The 18378-nt window shown below is 60.2% G+C and carries 13 protein-coding genes and 2 pseudogenes; 5 read left to right on the top strand and 10 right to left on the bottom strand.

The features are described 5' to 3' along the window. Nucleotides 1-17 precede the first annotated feature (17 nt). Both ACT53T_RS22030 and ACT53T_RS22025 read left to right on the top strand, forming a co-directional pair. Entirely contained in the window at nt 18-1253 is a 1236-nt protein-coding gene (locus ACT53T_RS22030) for an ATP-grasp domain-containing protein (RefSeq protein WP_476162846.1), read from the top strand. A 340-nt stretch (nt 1254-1593) separates the two neighbouring features. Then, nucleotides 1594-1788, top strand: coding sequence for a hypothetical protein (locus ACT53T_RS22025; protein ID WP_476162845.1), 195 nt, complete (start codon nt 1594-1596; stop codon nt 1786-1788). 98 nt (nt 1789-1886) lie between these two features. On the opposite strand, the gene ACT53T_RS22020 is transcribed toward ACT53T_RS22025, so the two are convergent. From ACT53T_RS22020 to ACT53T_RS22010, 3 genes are read right to left on the bottom strand one after another with little or no spacing between them, the layout of a single operon-like run. Further along, the gene (locus ACT53T_RS22020; RefSeq protein WP_476162844.1) at nt 1887-3440 is read right to left on the bottom strand and encodes a response regulator; all 1554 of its coding nucleotides are present in this window, start codon (nt 3438-3440) and stop codon (nt 1887-1889) included. A 32-nt stretch (nt 3441-3472) separates the two neighbouring features. Beyond that, complete coding sequence (locus tag ACT53T_RS22015; protein WP_476162843.1) at nt 3473-4348, bottom strand: CheR family methyltransferase; 876 nt, start codon at nt 4346-4348, stop codon at nt 3473-3475. Beyond that, complete coding sequence (locus tag ACT53T_RS22010) at nt 4336-7755, bottom strand: response regulator (RefSeq protein ID WP_476162842.1); 3420 nt, start codon at nt 7753-7755, stop codon at nt 4336-4338. The genes ACT53T_RS22015 and ACT53T_RS22010 overlap by 13 nt, the downstream gene beginning before the upstream one ends. Before the next feature lie 703 nt (nt 7756-8458). Here ACT53T_RS22010 and ACT53T_RS22005 point away from each other — a divergent pair. Continuing rightward, the gene (locus ACT53T_RS22005) at nt 8459-8689 is read left to right on the top strand and encodes a BON domain-containing protein (protein ID WP_476162841.1); all 231 of its coding nucleotides are present in this window, start codon (nt 8459-8461) and stop codon (nt 8687-8689) included. Between the two features lie 977 nt (nt 8690-9666). On the opposite strand, the gene ACT53T_RS22000 is transcribed toward ACT53T_RS22005, so the two are convergent. Beyond that, on the bottom strand, nt 9667-9861 hold the full coding sequence (locus ACT53T_RS22000) for a hypothetical protein (protein ID WP_476162840.1): 195 nt from the start codon (nt 9859-9861) through the stop codon (nt 9667-9669). A gap of 275 nt (nt 9862-10136) precedes the next feature. Here ACT53T_RS22000 and ACT53T_RS21995 point away from each other — a divergent pair. Next, nucleotides 10137-10737 (top strand): annotated as a pseudogene (locus tag ACT53T_RS21995) (IS21 family transposase); the annotation flags it as partial. 146 nt (nt 10738-10883) lie between these two features. Here ACT53T_RS21995 and ACT53T_RS21990 read toward each other — a convergent pair. The 6 genes and pseudogenes from ACT53T_RS21990 to ACT53T_RS21965 form a co-directional block, all read right to left on the bottom strand. Next, nucleotides 10884-11180 (bottom strand): annotated as a pseudogene (locus ACT53T_RS21990) (ATP-binding protein); the annotation flags it as partial. Nucleotides 11181-11344: 164 nt separating this feature from the next. After that, nucleotides 11345-11764 (bottom strand): hypothetical protein, encoded by a 420-nt coding sequence (locus ACT53T_RS21985; RefSeq protein WP_476162908.1) that lies wholly within the window; start codon nt 11762-11764, stop codon nt 11345-11347. 856 nt (nt 11765-12620) lie between these two features. Further along, complete coding sequence (locus ACT53T_RS21980; protein WP_476162904.1) at nt 12621-13733, bottom strand: glycosyltransferase family 4 protein; 1113 nt, start codon at nt 13731-13733, stop codon at nt 12621-12623. 924 nt (nt 13734-14657) lie between these two features. Then, the gene (locus tag ACT53T_RS21975; RefSeq protein ID WP_476162839.1) at nt 14658-15437 is read right to left on the bottom strand and encodes an HWE histidine kinase domain-containing protein; all 780 of its coding nucleotides are present in this window, start codon (nt 15435-15437) and stop codon (nt 14658-14660) included. 127 nt (nt 15438-15564) lie between these two features. Then, nucleotides 15565-15702: a hypothetical protein gene (locus ACT53T_RS21970; protein ID WP_476162838.1), complete on the bottom strand. Its 138-nt coding sequence runs from the start codon at nt 15700-15702 to the stop codon at nt 15565-15567. A gap of 33 nt (nt 15703-15735) precedes the next feature. Continuing rightward, nucleotides 15736-16941 carry a zinc-dependent alcohol dehydrogenase gene (locus tag ACT53T_RS21965; RefSeq protein WP_476162837.1) on the bottom strand — a complete coding sequence of 402 codons (1206 nt, stop codon included), beginning with the start codon at nt 16939-16941 and terminating at the stop codon, nt 15736-15738. A gap of 313 nt (nt 16942-17254) precedes the next feature. On the opposite strand from ACT53T_RS21965, the gene ACT53T_RS21960 reads away from it, so the two are divergent. Further along, entirely contained in the window at nt 17255-18265 is a 1011-nt protein-coding gene (locus ACT53T_RS21960; protein WP_476162836.1) for a cytochrome c oxidase subunit II, read from the top strand. The last annotated feature ends 113 nt before the right edge of the window (nt 18266-18378 follow it).

Genomic DNA, 18378 nt, shown 5'->3' with positions numbered 1-18378 from the left:
GACGGAGCGGCGATATCGTGACGTTGAGCAGCCGACGAGGGCGGCAATTGCGTCCGGATGGGGAAGTCGCGAAGAGCTTCTTCGCCGCTCTCACAACCGCCGGGCTCGGCGCGGTTCCGGAGGAGTTTTCCGTCTCGGCCGCGCATCAGATCGTCTCGCGCGACATTGTCGATGAGATCGGCGATTTCATCCGTCGCTTCGACAGGATCACGGCCGGCGAGCAATGGCGCGCCGCGGTTCGTCGCGAGGCGCCCATGGTCGCGTCGCGCACGAGCCCGGAGGTCTGTTTCTTCAGCGCATGGGATTTCCATCTTCCGCCCGAAGGCGGCTGGTGGCTCATCGAGTTCAACGACAATGGCTCGGGCCTCCTCCTCGCCGCCGCGATCAACCGTCTCTATTTCGAGCTCGGGGGAGCGATCGACGGCGCCATCGAGCCGCCGCCGACCTTCGCCGATGTCGAGCAGCGCGTCGTCAAGAAGGTGGAGCAGGAGGCGAAAGCGTATTTTGGAGAAGAGGCCGCCGACAATTCGATCCTCATACTGGATGATGCGCAATCTTTGCGCGACGGCAGATTTCGACGAGAGCTGCTGTTGCTCTCTGACCTCCTCGGACGGCAGGGTCGGCGAGTGCGTCTCGGGGCTCCCGGAGACCTCCGGTCGGACGGTCGAAATTTGCTGTTCGATGGACAAATATTCAATTTCGTCGTCAATCGCTCGACCGATTTCTTGTGGGAATCCGAAGAGCTCTCGGCTCTGCGCGATGCGCACCAGAGCGGGGTCGTCTACGTTACGCCAAATCCCTACTCGACGCGCAGCGACAAGCGACTGCTCGAATGGCTGTCGCTTCCGCAGCGGGATGACGAATTGGGGATTTCTCTGGACGACCGGCGCATGTTACGCGAGCACGTTCCGGAAACGCATGTCCTGCGCCGCGAGAACGTCGATCGGCTCGCGCGCGAGAAAAGCGATTTCGTGTTCAAGCCTTTGCACGGCTTCGCTGGACGCGGCCTCCTCGCAAGCGGCGAGGTCGGACGCACGCGCTTGCGGCGCCTCATGAGCCATGGCCCGGGTTATGTCGCGCAAAGGCGGGTTGCGAAGTCGACGCTGGAGGTCGACGACACGACGCTTTGGATCGATCTTCGGGTCTGGGCCTATCGGGAAGAAATCACACTCCTTTCCGGCAGAGCGTCGCGAAGGCAGGATCGGCTGGACCTCGCTCATCCCGGCGGCTTTCTGCCGACTTTTTGCTCCTGAACATTTGTCGAGATCGCTCTCGACGGGTTGCACGCGGCTGCGATCTTCGGCCGAGATCGCGCCCCATCTGACCCACTGGCCCCCTCGAAAGATTTCCCTAGCTGAAAGGGTCGACGTTCCGATGCTCTCTTGGCGGCGGCTCAGCAAAGGGAAAGCGGCCACGCACGGCGAGCGCGAGCGCGCCGAAGGGCTTCTGCGCCGATTTCGCGAAATGCTGCAGCCCTCGCCAATGCGACATTGACACGAATTGGCGATACGGACGGGGCCTTATTTTGGCATTTCAAAATTTGGAGGTTGCGGATAATCTTCGTCCGGCTTCTCCGAGAGGACGGAGATAACGATGATAAAAATCGAGCTAGAGCGCGCCGTTGCAACAGACTTGATCGATGTCCTGGAGCGACGTCTAGAGGTCGTTCATGCCATGGAAAAGACCGGCGAAACGAACCTAGCCGATGAGTTCGAACGGGAAAAATCGGCGATAATCCCGGCGCTGATCGCTTTGGAAGCGGCGTTGAAGATTCCGCCACATCAATAAAGGCTCGGCTCGTCGTCAGCCGTTTAAAACGAGGTAGTCAATTTCGTTTGCCGCCGCGGATTACATTGTAGTCGAGGCATGTTTGTCATTCGAAAAGTTCATTTTCCGAGGCTATCGCCGGGAGTGACTTCCTTCACGAGGGAGGCGAGCTTACGGCGCAGTTCCTCTGCGCCGATCGGCTTGTGGAGCATTTCGAAGCCATTAGCATGGGCGTCGGAGATGCGCGCCGGGTCGGTGTCTCCGGTCACGATCAGAGTAGGTATGGCCCGGCGGGCGCGCTCGCATATCCGACGGGCGACGACAGCGCCTGTTTGGCCAAGCCCCAAATGGTAGTCGGTGAGAATGGCGTCGATATCCGCTGCTGCTTCCGCGACGATGGCGAACGCATCTTCTCCCGTTTCGGCGGCTAGAACATCGTATCCCCAACCTTCGACCATTGTAAGCAAGCCAGCGCGCAAGGCGGCATTGTCTTCGATCAGCAGAATGCAGCGCCTTTCTCGCACCTGCGGATACATCCCTCGTCGCGCGACCTCGTCGAACGGCAGGAGGATAGAAAAGCGTGAGCCCCGGCCGACGTTCGACGTTACTCCGACTTCCGCGCCGATAAGTCGGGCGAGGCGGGCCACGACCGACAAACCGAGACCTAGGCCCTGCGCGCGATCGCCGACGGAGCCGCCGAGGCGATAGAATTCTTCGAAAATCAACTCCTGCTGTTGAACCGGAATGCCGACACCTGTGTCGATCACCTCGACCGCGAGCCGTTCGGATCGACGGCGCGCCGCCAGCAGAATGCCCCCACGCGCCGTATACCGCAGCGAGTTTTCGATTAGATTGCGGATCATGCGTTCGAGCAGAACCGGATCGGCTCGAACGTGTCGCGTCGATCCACGGAAAAGAACGACGCGCAGCCCTTTATCGGCTGCTGCGAGAGAATATTCTCGCGACAACCGGCTGAGGATCTGCGTAACATCGACGGCTCCCATATGAGGCGTAACGACGCCGGCGTCGAACTGGGAAATATCGATCACGCCTGTCAACAAGCCATTCAGGCCGGTCAAGGCGGAATCCATGATTTCGAGCGCTTTCGTGACGAGATCTGGAGCATCGTTACGGCGCTGGAGCAGCGCCTGCGCTAAAACCAGGGACTGAACAGGTTGACGTAGATCGTGGCTTACCGCCATCAGGAATTTCGATCGGGCGAGGCTAGCTCGTTCGGCCTCGGCCTTGGCCCGGTCCGCCGCCTCGATCGCCCCGCGTAAGGCCTCCTGCTGAACGAACAGACGCACGAAGACCTGGACCTTGGCGCGCAACAATTGGCTGCTGATCGGCTTGATCAAATAGTCGGTCGCGCCCTCGGCATAACCGCTGAGCGCATCCTCGGCGGCGATCAGAGCGGCGGTGAGGAGGATGATTGGCGTCTTCGCGGTTCTGGGATTGGAACGAAGCCTTGCGCAGACTTCGCGTCCATCCATGTCGGGCATTCGGACGTCGAGGAGGATCAACGCAAATTCATGCACGAGCGCCCGAGATAGGGCATCGAAGCCGCTCGATGCTTCCTGCAACTCGACCGCGACCCCATTCAACGCCTTACGAATGGCGTGGCGAGTCGGCCCGTCGTCGTCGACGATCAGAATTTTGATCGTGGATGTCATTAGCGGATCTGTGTCGAAAGAATTGGCCATTGTCAGACGCTCACTCGCGGCCGCATCCTCACGGGCTTTCGGTAAATTCGATAACAATCCTGCACGACGTCGAAGTCCTCAAGCGTTCCAGCGGCGTCAAAAATAGCTTCCGAGCGACCCAATAACAAGTATCCACCGCGCTGAAGGCTTCTTTGGAAAAGATCGAGGCTACGCTCCTGCAATTCAAGGCCGAAATATATCAAAACATTGCGGCAAACGATGAGTTGGGCTTCGAGGAAGACATCGTCGGTTACGAGGTTGTGCTGTACGAACTCGATGGAGCATCGCAAGCCGTCCGCCACGACGATCTGGTCGCCGCGGGTATTGAAATAATTCTCGAATTCGCGGACGCCGCCGCTCGCAGCGTAGTTGCGCGTCCAGTGATCGAGCTCGCACTTGCCCCAGACGCCTGCACGGGCGGCGGCCAAGAGGTCGGCGTTGAAGTCGGTCACGATCAGACGCGTCCTGGCGGACAATCCCAGTTCGTGGAGCAGGATCGAGAGGGAATAGGTCTCCTCTCCGCGCCCGCAGCCGATCTGCCAGATATTGACGCGCGGAAAGCTTTCTAATTGAAGAACGATCGTTTCTCGCAAGTAGCGCCAGACTTCTGGATCACGGAAGAACTCCGAAGTCGGTACCGACATTCCGTGGATGATCGACCTGGCAGTACGCTCGTCGGAAAGGATGGGCGCCAGAAGATCGAGCGCGCGAGCCGCGCCATGCGCTTCGCAGAGACGGGCCAGACGACGCTTGACGCCCGACAGTGCGTATCCCGTGAAGTCGTAACCCCAGCGTCGCTCGAGCGCTGTCAGAACGAGCGATACCTCGACGTCTTCGATCTCACCGCGCCTCACGAGCCTTTGCGTCAAGTCAGCCATCGGCCCAGCGCCTCCAAAAGACGTTCGGAATCGATCGGCTTTGCTAGATAGTCCGACGCGCCCGATCGGAGGCATTGCTCGATGTCTCCGGGCATCGCCTTGGCTGTGAGCGCGATGATGGGCAGGCGGTCGAAAAGGGAGCGTATGCGACGGATCAATTCGTATCCATCCATATCCGGCATCATGATGTCGGTCAGGACGGCGTCGAAGTTTGCAGAACCCAAAAATTCTAGCGCCTTGGCGCCACCGGAGGCGACTTCGATGTCGAAACCCCTGGCGCGTAGGCTTTTGGTGAGCGCGAGCAGATTGCGCGGGTCGTCATCCACAAGCAGCAAGCGATGACCGCGAACCAGAGTCGGAGCATCGAACATGACCTTCTCGTTGTTCGGTTCTTCGATGGCCTGGAGCACCTCCTCGCGTAGTCGACTTTGTACACGCCCTTTGAAAACCACGCTCTCCGCGAACGTGCGCAGCTGGTAGATGTCCTCCGTGGTCAGGTCATGAGCAGAATAGACGACGACTGGAGGATGGCCCCCCGGCTCGGAATGGACACGCTCCAGCAGAGTGAACCCGGACATATCAGGGAGCATCAGGTCGAGGATCACCGCGTCGAAATGAGTGTCGGTCAGCCGGTGTATGGCTTCATCTCCCGAGCCAGCGACGACGATGTCGATGGCGTCGCGCCGGAACAGCTTTCGAAGCGCCTGCGCATCGATGGCATTGTCGTCGACGACGAGGACGCGGTGGCGTCCAGACGGAGGAAAGCGACTGTCGAGCATTGTCGACAGCGCGGCAAAGACGTCATCTCGTTTGACCGGCTTATCGAGGCTTCCCATCGCGCCCGCGGATTTTGCCGCACGAGCGTCGTCGGTGCTGGATGCAATGACGTAAACGGGAACCCGGGCGCTGTGAGGATCCGATTTCAAGTGCCGCAATGCCTCCGGCCCGGGCATGTCCCTAAGGTCGAGATCGAGAAGAATCGCGGTCGGCGAAGCCTGCTTCGCCACAGTCGAGGCGCCTTCACCGCTGTCTGCGAAGACGACGCTATAACCGAGTCCGGTAACGAGTTCGCCGAGTATCGCCGCGAGATCCGGGTCGGGCTCGACGAGTAGGATCGTCGAATCGGAGGCTCCGGGCCTCTCTTCGGGACTCGGATCGGGAACCATTCTGGTGTTGTGCTCCGAGCCGAGCCTTTCCTCCGCCTCTGATGCTGGCCGGACCGGCAGAAATACGGAAAAAGCGCTGCCCGCGCCGGGTGTGCTCGCGACCTCGATCTGGCCGCCCATCAGCGTCACGAGGTCGCGACTGATCGTCAGACCGAGGCCAGTCCCGCCATAGCGGCGGGAGGCGGCGCCGTCCGCTTGTTGGAAGGCGCTGAAGACAGTTTCGATCTGGTTCGGCGCGATGCCGACGCCCGTGTCCGACACTGTGAAGCGAACCCCGCCCTCGGCTGGCGACGTCACAACGCGCACCTCACCTCGATCGGTGAATTTCACAGCGTTTCCGACCAGATTGAACAGAACTTGGATGATGCGTCGACGATCGGTGCGAATAACGGCTGGCGTCGCAGGATCCGTTTCGACGATCAGTGCGACACCCTTGCGTTCGGCTTGCGTCGCGAATGTCCTCGCCACAGAAGTCAGCGCCTCGTCGAGACGGACGTTTTCGTCGAGGAGCTCCAGCTTTCCGGCCTCGATCTTAGACAGATCGAGAATGTCGTTGATCAAAGCCAGCAGATGGTCGCCGCTCTCGCCTATGACTTTCGCCGACTCGACGTGATCGGCGCCGAGCTTGTCGTCCTCGGCGAGCGTATTGGCTAGGATCAGTATGCTATTGAGAGGCGTGCGCAGTTCATGAGACATGTTGGCGAGGAACTGCGACTTGTAGCGGCTCGCTTCGGCTAATTCGTCGGCGCGGCGTTCGGCCTCGAGCCTGGCGGCTTCGAGCTCTCGGGCTTGTGCCTCCAGCCGATGTGTTTTTTCGGCCAATTGATCGTTGGCGACCTGGAGCTCTTCCCGTTGAAGGCGGAGCTCCTCTTCGGATGTTTGTAGCTCATCCGTTTGGGCTCGCAGCTCCTCGGCCTGCACGCTGGTCTGCGCGAGCAGCGCGTTGGTTTTCAGATTGCGCTCGAGCAAGCCGAGGTTGAGCGCGACGATGGGGACCACGAGATCGAGCAGCTCTCGATGAACTTCAGTGACATGGCCGTAGCGGGCGAATTCGATGACGCCCAACACCCCTTCCGCGGCGCTGACGGGAACGCAAGCGACAACATCCGGTGTCCCCGCCGTCAGACCGGACCCGATGACATGGCTGCCGGGCGGCAAGTCCGTGATGACGATCATCCGCCCAGTCGCGACGCATTGTCCAGGTAAACTTTCGCCCTTCGAGAAGGATCCGCGCAACGCTCGGCTCGCGTCACAGGCATAGGCGCCGGCAACGTGAAAGCGTTCTCCTCCGGTCTCCCGGACATAGAAAAGAGCCAGACCCGCTGAAAGATGCGGAGACAGAAAGTTCAACAGTGTTTCGGCGAATGCCGACGGAGTGGTCGCGAGCTGCAGGGCGACCGAAAGCTCCGCCAATTCGGCGTTCAGCGCTCGGCGTCTCTCTCGACGGATTAGCGCCTCTTTGAAGAATTGAAGAGCAGCCGCCATGACACCGATCTCGTCACGATGATCTTGCGCAGGGATGGCGACGGCGAGATTGCCGTCCGCCAATTGGCGCATGGCTCCCGTCATGGCCGTGATCGGACGAATGATCGCCGCGCTCATGAGAGCCGCAGCAACCAGACCGGACAGGATGGCGACCGCCGATACCACTACCGCGGTCGTCGCCGTCTGCTCGACATCTGCGCTGGCGCGTGGCCCCAGGTCGTCCTGCCTGGCGAGATTGGCGAGCCTCATCGTCTCGATCGCCGAGTCTATGGCTGGCCCCTGTCTATCCAACATATCGCGAAGCAAACGATCTCTCTCACGCGCATCCTTGCTGTCTTGTTCGCCTGCTCGCGGCTTTCCGAGCTCTGCCACCTCGACAAAGGCCGCGACATAAGCGCGTCCATCTGCTTCGATTCGATTTAAGACCTCGAGCACATGCCGATCCTCGTCGAAGAGCCTCGTCGCCTCGGTAATCGTTGGGCTCAACCGAGCAGCATCGTCGCGCAGTCTACGAATCGACTCTTCTCGACCTCCGAGGAACCATTCTCCGGCGTGCAAACGGGTTTCGTCCAGATTGGTTTGGATACGAGCGAGCGCGTTATTCTGGCGCGCCAATCGCCGATACTCGACGAAGTCTTTCTTGGCAGCGGTGAGGCCCTGATACGAGACGGTAGCGACCGCGATCAAAAGGCAAATGAGGATGCCGAAGCCAGCTGCAATCTTTGCGGCAACACTGAAACGACTGAGAAAAATCATGACTGGCCGCTGCTGCTGTCCGCCATGTGATCGGCGGAATGGGTTGCCGTACTGGCGGAACCGCTACTATGCTCGCGTTGGCCGAACCTGTCACCCTTCTCGGGTTCGACGCTCGCTCAGCCCTCCACGACGGGAGTTCCGCCTCGATGAAAGCACTCGGATCACGATCAGTCCGAGCCTAACGAGAATGATTTTCGTATCAATTTGTTTTTTTATAACCGGCCATCCTCGAAGCTCATACGAACCATACATCGTATTTTTGTCATTTTTTGGAGCATAATCCATATGACGACTGTTCAATGCTCTAGGCACGCGGTCGGTTGTGGCTCTACCTTCTACTCACACGCCGATCTTCTTTCTGCTCATCACGAGCCGTAGGGGCGCAATCACGGCGAGCGCAATGCACCTCGCCCACAACGTGGGGTGACCCAATGATCACTGCGGGTCAGACCAAGGCAACCTACGAAAGCTCCGTATCGGCATTCCTATGGCTCGCTGAGCGCTCGCTCCGTTTCCAGTCGGCAGGAACCTTTTGTCCCGCAACGCGTTGTCCCCCACTGCCTTTCAATCATACGGCTCGCGTGGAGAGGCGGATTGGATCGAAGACGCAGCGCTCGAATCGAGCAAATCTTCGAGAAGCTTGGGACATTGCCGTATGGGTTCCGCACTCAACAAGTGCTGCGCGTCTAATGGGGCGTGACAAATGCCGACAAGAATAAGCATTGCCGTGGAGTCCGGGACGGCCGTTTTGAGAGGAACAGTTGCGACGCGTGCGGCTGCCCAGGAGGCCGAGACCATAGCGCGCAAATTCTCCGAGTCCGGGAAGGTAGTCAATCTCCTGACGATCTCGGAGGCTCAGGACCGTCAAGACGTGGTCTATGAGGCAGGCGTCGAATCCTTCCCCGCGAGCGATCCTCCCTCGTGGAATCAATAAGAAAATTTCCGTTCAGGAATTCATTGCTGACAGCGTCATATCGAGGCGCGGGCAGTTCGTTTTGCGAGCGCAACGGCCGCCACTTTCGCCGGTCGGCGCACACGCACCCTTTTATGCGTCCTTCGTTGCTCGGTTGCCGTCGGCGTAAGACGGCGACCGCGTCCGCGATAAGTAGCGACCCGGAGTTATTTGTCGCCGCGCTTGCTGGAGCCGCCGAGCCTATCCTTGCCTCCCCTGGAATTTTGCCGAGGCGTCACGCCGCGAACTCGCGTCCAGAACGAAACAGGCTGGCAGTCTGTCACGGCGATCGTCCCTGATCCCAACGCCAGGAATGCTCGATAGCAGTCGGGCAATGGAATTCGCCCGGTACCATTTAACCAACCGCGTTTCGAAGAGTCGAACGCGCGCGGCGGTGTCATCGAGCGGCGCAGTGATGAGTTGCGGGATTGAGCGCGTCAGCTCGGTTAGCTACGCGATGGGATCCGGCAGCGAGCACAGCACTCCTCATTTCGGGCGCAGTCGCCCCGGCGGCCAGGAAGTTCAACGCACGTCGCCGGCCGTCCACAAGCGCATTTCGTCCGAATGCGCAGAAAATCGAATGCAGCGTTTCCGCTCGCGCGGTTCGACGGTGAGGGGGCGCATGTCGTTCGCCATGCCCACTCCTTTGCTTCAGATACGAAAGTGCATGCGGGCGACAAGTGGCCGCCCGCATGCCGCTCTCCCGGATGGTTCCTCGAATCGAGTTTGCCTCGAAACAGTTAGTTGACGCGGGCACCTCGTCAATGCCCGTCAATGCCTTCCATACTCACAAGATCGGTAGCGGCCGAGTACTCTCTTGGCGTTGGCGTTCGTGCTTGATGACGTTCGTGCGCCGATTCAATTCTAGTAAAAATCGTCCTAAACTCAAATGCTTCTAGCTATGTGAGTTACTGGGGGTTTTCTCTACGGGATACCCGAAAGAAGCTCCAACGCGATAATCACTGACGCGGCGCTTTCTTTAGTGCCTGCTCGATCGCCACGATTATCGGAACTATCGCGTCGCGCTCCCCTTGGAGCGCCTTCGACATTCGCTCTGAATGATTATTCTCAATATGATGAATGATCTCGAGCCTCCGCTGGAGAGCCGCGAGCAGCACTTCGGCGTTTAGCCGCTCGACTTCGATTTTTATCATCGGGCTATTCCCCGCCGTCGGTTTTGGACGACGTGAAAAGAATGCATGCGAGCGGCCGATGTCGCCACAACCGCCCGAATGTGGTGATTCCGACTGAAGGCGCCCCCCCTAAAACGAGATGATGGCGCCCCCCGATTACGAGATAATCTCGCCCCCTGTAACGGAATGATCCCGCCCGGGTGATTTCGTGCAGTGACGGGCTCCGTCGTTGGCCTGATCAGATCGCTCCTTTGGCAATCCAAGGGGAGCGGCCCATGCCAGCGGAGCGGATTACGATGCGCCATGCGCGCGAGATTATTCGGCTGAAGTCCACATCGGTTTCGGCCACGAGATTTCCCGGCGTCTCGACATGCCGCGCTCGACGGTGCGGGCGACGATCGAGCGCGCGGAGAGCGCCGGACTGCCTGGCCGCTGCCGGAGGGGATGAACGACGACGCGCTGGCGCAGGCGCTCTACGCCGCCCGGCGAAGCAAACAGGGCCATCGGCGAGCCGAGGAGCCGGACTGGACGGGCGTGCATCGCGAGTTGAAGCGCAAGCACGTCACCCTGACGATTTTGTGGGACGAATATATCGCCGCCAATCCGGGCGGCTACAGCTATTCGCGTTTTTGTGAGCTCTATCGCGCCTTCGAAAAGACGCTGTCGGTCACGATGCGGCGGACGCACGCCGCCGGCGAGCGGCTGTTCGTCGATTACGCCGGCGAAGGCGTCCCGGTCGTCATCGACAGGCTCACCGGCGAGCTTCGCATGGCGCAGATATTCGTCGCCGTGCTCGGCGCGTCGAGCCTCACTTTCGCCAAGGCGAGCTGGACGCAGACGCTCCCCGATTGGATCGACGCCCATGTCAGCGCGCTCGAGGCCGTGGGCGGCGTCCCGCAACGTCGCATTATGCCTGGCGATCGAAACGAATTACAATAATTGCATGAGGCAACACGACGGACGCCAGAACGAGTGCGCCGCCTGGGTCTACGAGCTGAAGGCGAACAAATGCTTCTGAGCGCCATCATCCCGGGTAGCGTGATGATCGCCTGAAACCCATGAGGGCTACAAGTCCCGAAGCGAATTTGCCCGCCATAGGCGTCGACGATGTCCGACGAGATGGATAGCCCGAGCCCGGTGCCCTCGGTCTTTTGGTCGAGGCGAACGCCACGCTGCCCGAGGTCGACGAGCTTCTCGGGGGGAACTCCTGGACCGTCGTCCTCGACGAGGATCGACAACACGCGTTCGCATTCCGCCGATACACGGACTTCCGTGACGGCCCATTTGACCGCATTTTCCAGGAGCGCGCCAAACAGCTCCGTGGCTTCTTCGACGCCCATGCCGATCGTCACATCCGCAGGAATGTCCAATCGCCAGGACAGAGCGCCGCCACGCGGCATTCGCATGAACGCTCTCGTCAAGCTTTCCACCACGTTTCGAAGAGGCGTCGCTTGGACAGGCGAGCCGGCGAGCGACTGCAACCGCGCCCGCGACAGCTCTCGATTTATGTGACGCCGCATGCCGAACGCAAGCTCCTGGAACTCGTCGGCGATCTCATCTCGACCGTCTTCCGGAGCCGTTCCGCATCCGTCGCGAGAATGGCGAGAGGCGTCTTCAGAGCGTGCGCCAAATTGGCGGCGCCCGCCTTGGCGCTTTCGACTGCTTTCGCTTTCGCCTCCAGCAGGGAGCTCACTTCGGCCACCAGAGGCATGATCTCCTCGTGGCCATCGACTGTAATCGATTTCTTCTCTCCTGATCGAACCGCATTGACGTTCCGCCGAAGCGCCTCCAACGGCCTCAGGCCGACCGCGATCTGCCCCCATGACGACGCCGACAGAATGCCAGAAGAATAAACTCGTCTCATTTTGGCTTCGCTCGAGTTCGAGCCGCGACAAATGCTCTCGCTGATCAGCGAGAAGACCAAGCTCGCTATCGAATTCACAATTCTTCGTCGATCGCGCGACTTGCCACGCCCAGACAGGGACGATGACGATCACGGTCGACGGCGCCGACGGTCGATCCTGGCGGCGCATGCTGAGGCCCCAGGATCGAGCCGCTGGCGTCCGGACGTCCATGAAGGAGGGTCACTCGCTGGGAACGTTCCAAGACCCGATTCGTAGACCTCGTCCTGCTGTGCCCCTATGATTAGAAGATTGACTACTTTACCGCTAGGCGACATTTTTCTTGCCAATGTCTCGACATCATGGGCCCCTGCCGCGGTCGGAACCGCACCGCGCATGACAACCGATTCAGCCTCCAGCGAGAGGCTGACGCTATAGCGATCGGAAGACATAGTCGACCTCCAGTCAGAGCGGCGCTTCGCCGTATGCGGTGCCTCATTTGCAGCAATTCTGTTCCATTGGCGTAACAAGATGATTCATAGGCCGTCGGCTATACAAGAAGGCGACCTCGGTCTCGCTGCTAGCGTCCTCGGTGCCTGATGGGTAGAACGATCTGCTTGCGATCAAGAATAAGAGTGTGGAAAGCGAGACCGCGTGTCGGGCGCTCTCGTCGACGGCGACCGTGCGCCAAGCGTGAAGAAGGCGTTCAAAGCCTTGGGGTCCGATACAGCGGTTCAGTGCTGCACTGCGCCCACACATCGCAAACTCCTCGCTCGCATGCCGGGAGATAATCCAAGCCGACGTGAACCAGCAGATCGAAGCGAAACACAAGGCGTTGAACCTGGAGTAGTCCGACGACAAGCTCACGGCCTTCACGCGCTTTTCGCCGAACCAATGGAAATCGACCCGCGCCTCGAGCGAAGGAGGCCAAGCGAAGTATCAAGACGGATATCTCTTCAGCTCGATCTTTGCACCATTGAATTCAGCCCGTCGCGCTATTCGAGAGCGTAGAGAAGACCTTCCGTTCGATACCAACTGAAGGCGACGATACACTGCTACGTAATCACTCGCCATGCGTCTAGAAGTGAAGCGGGCTTCGAAGCAGCGGCGGACGCGCGCGCGATCGAGACTTAACAGCTCCTCTAACCTTGCCAATCCCTCATCAACGCTACGCACGAGCACCCCACTTACGCCATCGTCGATTACCTCAGCGGCCGAGCCATGCCGAAACGCCAGCACCGGCGTTCCGCACGCCATTGCCTCGATCATCACCATTCCGAAAGGCTCAGGCCATTGAATTGGGAACAATAGAGCAGCCGCTGCGCCTAAAAAGCTGTTCTTGCGGCTATCATCGATCTCGCCCAAAAATTCAATATTGGGTGTGCCGAGAAGGGGCACGATCTCACGCTGGAAATAGGCCTCCTCTGTGCGGTCTACTTTCGCGGCAATTTTGAGCGGGATACCCGCGGCGATCGCGATTGCAACAGCCTGAACTAATCCCTTTTCCGGAGAGACACGTCCGAGGAATGCGAGATAGCTGCGACGTCGATCAATCGACAATGTGAACCGGCCCTGCGGCAGGCCATTCGGAACTGTGGCAATGAAATTCGCGCGCGGGACGGGGACACGTTGCGCGTCTGAGATCGAGACCAAGGGCATTTTAGGGAACATGTCGTATAGCTTCACAAGATTCGGCAGATCCTGCCGACCATGCAAAGTCGTGACAATCCCAGCTGACATGTCTTGAAATAACGGAAAATGCATGTTCTCGACATGAAAATGCAGCACGTCGAACTGAGCCGTCATGCGGCGCACTGCTTCCAACATCAGCAAATTCCACAACACGGGATCAGAGGAGCCATCTTGCCGAAGAGGAACATCGCTACAACAGATCAAACGCGCCGACGTTTTCGAGCCTCCGCTTGCGAAAAGCGTCACATCATGACCGAGTGAAACAAGCTCTTCAGTGAGGAAAGAGACAACGCGCTCCGTACCACCATAGCGGCTCGGCGGTACGCTTTCCGTAAGAGGCGCGATTTGAGCGATCTTCAGACGACGATTCAGCCCTTCGGGACCGGCTACCGGACGATTCGACAACATTTCAGTTCCATCATCGCGCCCATATTCCCGACCTATTCAACTTCCCGGTCGGTCGGAAGTTCCTTACCGAAGGGTTGGCATTTGCTTCTCAGGTCGTGCGACGTGCTGAAAGTGGTCAAGTTCTCGTTACTCCACGCCCGGGCCCGGTATCTGGTCGCGAAGTGCGTTTGTCCGAAATACTCCTACAGGCGGCGGCGGCTCCTACGCGGCTCTTCGTGGCGTTCGTCGTCAAGCGTACGACCGCCAAAGACGGGGGGCTTCGCCAAACTATGCCTACGAACGGCTTCGTGGGCGCGGCAACGTCTATTCAGAGCGCCTGCGTGGAGGGGAGGCTACCGGACGGGCGCTTACATCGGCAATAGAAGGCAGGGCGTCGACGAGCGGCGGCGCGGAGGAGCCGGAAGCTGGGAGCACCGTTCAGCAACGCCAGACGCGTCCCGCTCACGACTGCAGGAAAGTGGAGGCGGAATTGGAAAGGGTGGAGCTTCGCACGCCGGTAGCTCGCGCGAAGGATCAGGCGGCGGCGCTGGAGGCATAGCTGGCGGCAACCGGCGCTAAGCGACCCACTTCAGCGGGCCGTTCGACTTCAAGGGCCATGGGACACGATCGTCGCGCGCGGGCACGCCACCGCGTGCGGCGAAGCTTTCCGCTGCAGTCTGGGTGCGTTTGCTTCTGACAGGAGTTCGAGCGGAACCTGCCCCATCCAGAGTTAAAGATCCTGAAACCCGGCGTCGGAGCATGTCAGCTTATCCGCTGCCTGAATTACTATCAGAGCGCGTATACCATCGGGTTCAAAACGCAGTTCTGCCTTCCCACCACCGGCTTCAGCGCTGCTTTCTATCATTTTCATTCCGAAGCCCGGACAGTGGGAGGATTTCACAGGGGGACCTCCTTCTTCCCGCCAATTGAGCTGAAGGGCCGCCCGGTGTCCGCGTCCGGCATGCTCCAGCTCAGTTGCACAACCCCGTCCGGACTCGACAACACACCGTATTTGAAGGCATTCGTCGTCAGCTCGTGAAGAATCATGCGAAGCGGTCGAACGCTGGATCGTTCGACCTGGATCGGGGGACCGGGCTCGACGCGGAGCTGGCTTACATCGGAGCGCAGCGCGTCGTCGATGATCGCCGCCAGATCAACTCCGGTCTCGCCGGATTGGGCTGCAAGATCGTCGGCGGTGAGGAAGGCATCCAAGCGACCCAAAAATGTATCGCGGTATTCTACGGCTGATCGCCCTCTAGTCTCTGTTCGGAAGGCAATCGTATGCACAACGGTCAGCACGTTTTTTATTCGATGGCGGGTCTCGGCGAGCAGAAGGTCGTTCTCGGCATTGCGCGTCTCTGTTATATCCTTGAACATCACGAGCAGGATTGTGCTGTTATTGCTTTCCAGGACCAGCCGTCGCGCACTTACCAGCATGGTGCGGCGGCCTATCGACGGAAAGTCATGGTTTACCTCGAATCCGAGTACGGCCTGAGATTTCGGGATCACTTCACTGAGGAGCCGTCGCAATTCAGGGATGTCCCACTGCCCATTACCGAGGGCAAAGAGTGATTTAGACTTGGTATCGATCAGTTCGACGTGGAATGCTTTCAAAAAAGCGGGGTTGGCCTTGATTACACACTGGCTCTCGTCCAGTAGCAGCAGCGGCTCGTCCAAAGTGTCGACGATCCCCTGGGCGGCTCCTCACATAGGAGCTGATAGAGGTTTTCCAGCGCCATGCTCCGAACCTCACTCTAACCATAAACGTCGTAATGGATTCAGGCTCGAGGCTACTACACCCGCGTCATTTTTGCGAGCGTCGCCGGTGAAATCCCACCACACCTGGAAGCGGCGTCGGAACCGGAAGCAACAGCTTCCATTTCAAAAGCAGCGCGACGAAGTCGAACGAACCGGCCTGATCCGAATGGTATCCCGCGGTCATTCAACGGTCCGGCGGCGTAGAGCGATATCGGCCTCACGTCGCCGGCAGAAGCTCCACCTTCATCCATCCTGTTTCGCGCGAATCAAAGGCCTCATAGGCGTCGACGGCGTTTCGCATGGGCTCCGTCCTGGTGAGTATGTTGGCCGGGTCGATCAAATTGGCGGTGACAAGATCGAGCAGATGCGGAATATATTTGCGATGATGGCAATTGCCCGTTCTCACCGTCAAATTCTTGTTCATTGCCTGACCAATCGGAAATGATTTGTGGTCTGGCGGATAGACGCCGATGATGGACAGTGTCCCGGCTTTGGCGAGAGCGTCCACCGCCCAGAGCAATGCCTGATCGGGGCCGTCGCCCGGCGTCCAGGAATGACCATGCGGCCTGCGCAGAGACGCGGCCGCGGCGCTCAACGCCGTCCCGGCCTTCGCGAGACTGGAGGCGGCGGGGCCCTGATGAGCGTGCTCGGCGTCCACGCCGACAGCGTCGATCGCGCGATCGACGCCTATGCCGCCGGTCGCCTGCAAGATGAGCTCGACCGGATCCTCGCGCTCGAAATCGATCGTCTCGGCGCCTTGGCGCTGCGCCATGCGCAGGCGATCCGGATGATGATCAACGGCGAAAATCCTGCCTGCGCCTTGCAGACGCGCACTGGCGATCGCGAATTGTCCGACGGGCCCGCATCCGAATATGGCGACGGTGCGGCCGGGCTTGATGTCGGCGAGCTCCGCGCCGAACCAGCCGGTCGGAAAAATATCGGAGATCAATATCGCCTGGTCGTCCGCGACTTGATCTGGCACTTTGAACATGCCGACATTGGCGTAAGGGATGCGCGCCTTCTCCGCTTGCAGCCCATTCCAGGGGCCGGCGGAGCCCGGGCCGCCGAAAAATGCAGTGCCTGCCCGCTTGCCGTGCGGATTGGCCTCGTCGCATTGCGCGAAATAGCCCGCGCGGCAATAGGCGCAGCTCCCGCAGGCGATGGTCGAGCCGATGACGACGCGATCGCCGGGGCGGAAATTGCGCACCATGGGCCCGACCTCCTCGACGACGCCGACGCCCTCGTGGCCCAAGATCGTCCCGGGAATCATCCCGGAGAAGCTGCCACGCACGAAGTGAAGATCGGTGCCGCAAATGGCGGAGGCGGTGAGACGCACTATCGCGTCGGTCGGCTCCACGAGCTTCGGCTCGGGAACATCATCTATTCTAATGTCTCCGGTTCCGTGAAAGACAACCGCCTTCATGAGAAATCTCCTCTTCCTTTGCCCCACAACGACGGAAGCGACGAGCGGTTCCCCTCGCGAAAGCCTGTCGCGCTCGGCCGCGTGAAACAGTTCGGACGAAGCGAGGAACCCGAAGATCAGATTGGGCGTTCCATAGTTCGTGATGAACAGCGAGCAGGCGGCCGCCAAAGCGGCGCGCTGTGAAACGCGCCGCTCTCCCGTCACGTTCTGCGCCGGAGCCTCTTTGCTGCCGCGAGTGCGAATGAATGAGATTGACGCGACTCCGTGACGATTCGAGAACCCTGCTGTCCGGCTCTGCGGAGATACCGCGCCCGTGAGCTCACGCGCACAGGTCATCCTCTGTGCCTGCGCGACGCTCCTCCTCGGCTGCTCGCCGGACGCTTCGATTCTCGATCCGCGAGGCGAGAGCGCCTCCGAAATCTCTTCGCTGTTCTGGCTCTTCGCTGGCGTCTGCGCTTTCGTATGGCTCATGGTGACGGCGGCGCTCTTTTCAGGCCTGCGCGCGCGCGGGGCGCCGGCGGCTCCCCTGCCGCTCGACGATCGCCGCGAGAAGCACGACAGGCTCAAGGTCGTCATCGCCGTCGGCGCGACGACGATGATTATCGTCGGCTTGACGGTCGTCAGCTTCTTCGTCGACCGCAGGGTGGCGCGCATCGGCGGTGCGACGCCGCGACTGACGATCGAGATCACAGGCCGTCAGTGGTGGTGGGGGGCGCGATATCTCGACCCGCGGCCCGACCATATTTTCGCGGTCGCCAATGAGATACACATCCCGGCGGGCGAATTCGTCGAGCTGCGACTCCGCTCTGCGGACGTTATCCACTCCCTCTGGATTCCGAGCGTCGCCGGGAAGGAAGATCTCATTCCAGGCCGAGAGAATCGTTTGCGTATCGTGGCGAATAAGCCAGGCGTATACCGAGGGCAATGCGCGGAGTTCTGCGGACGCCAGCACGCCCATATGGCCGTAATCGTCATAGCCGAGGCCCGCGAGGCATTCGACGCATGGCGGGACGCGCAGCTGAGGCCTGCGGAGCCACCACGCGACGCGGCCGGGCAGAGAGGCGCGCAAATCTTCGCCTCCCACGCCTGCGCCGCATGTCATCAGCTGCGCGGCGCGACCGCCGCCGCGACCATTGGCCCGGATCTCACTCATCTCGCGAGCCGCAGCACCATCGCCGCCGGAGCCGCGCCGATGACACGCGGCCATCTCGCAGCATGGATCGTCGATCCGCAGGCGCTGAAGCCCGGCGCGAAGATGCCGGCCATGGGCCTTCGCTCCGCCGAGCTCGTGGACCTCCTGCGCTATCTGGAGGGATTGCAATGAGCATTGAGGAGCGATCCCAGACGCCGCTGGGCGAGATACTCGATCGGGAACTCGACGGCGCGCCTCTGGGCCGCCTGCTCTCGCAGAGCTGGGGCGACAGTCCGGGCCTCGTC

Source organism: Methylosinus sp. DMC45 (assembly GCF_056313885.1).
The sequence above is the reverse complement of the archived record's forward strand: the minus strand, read 5'-3'. Positions and strand labels throughout refer to the sequence as shown.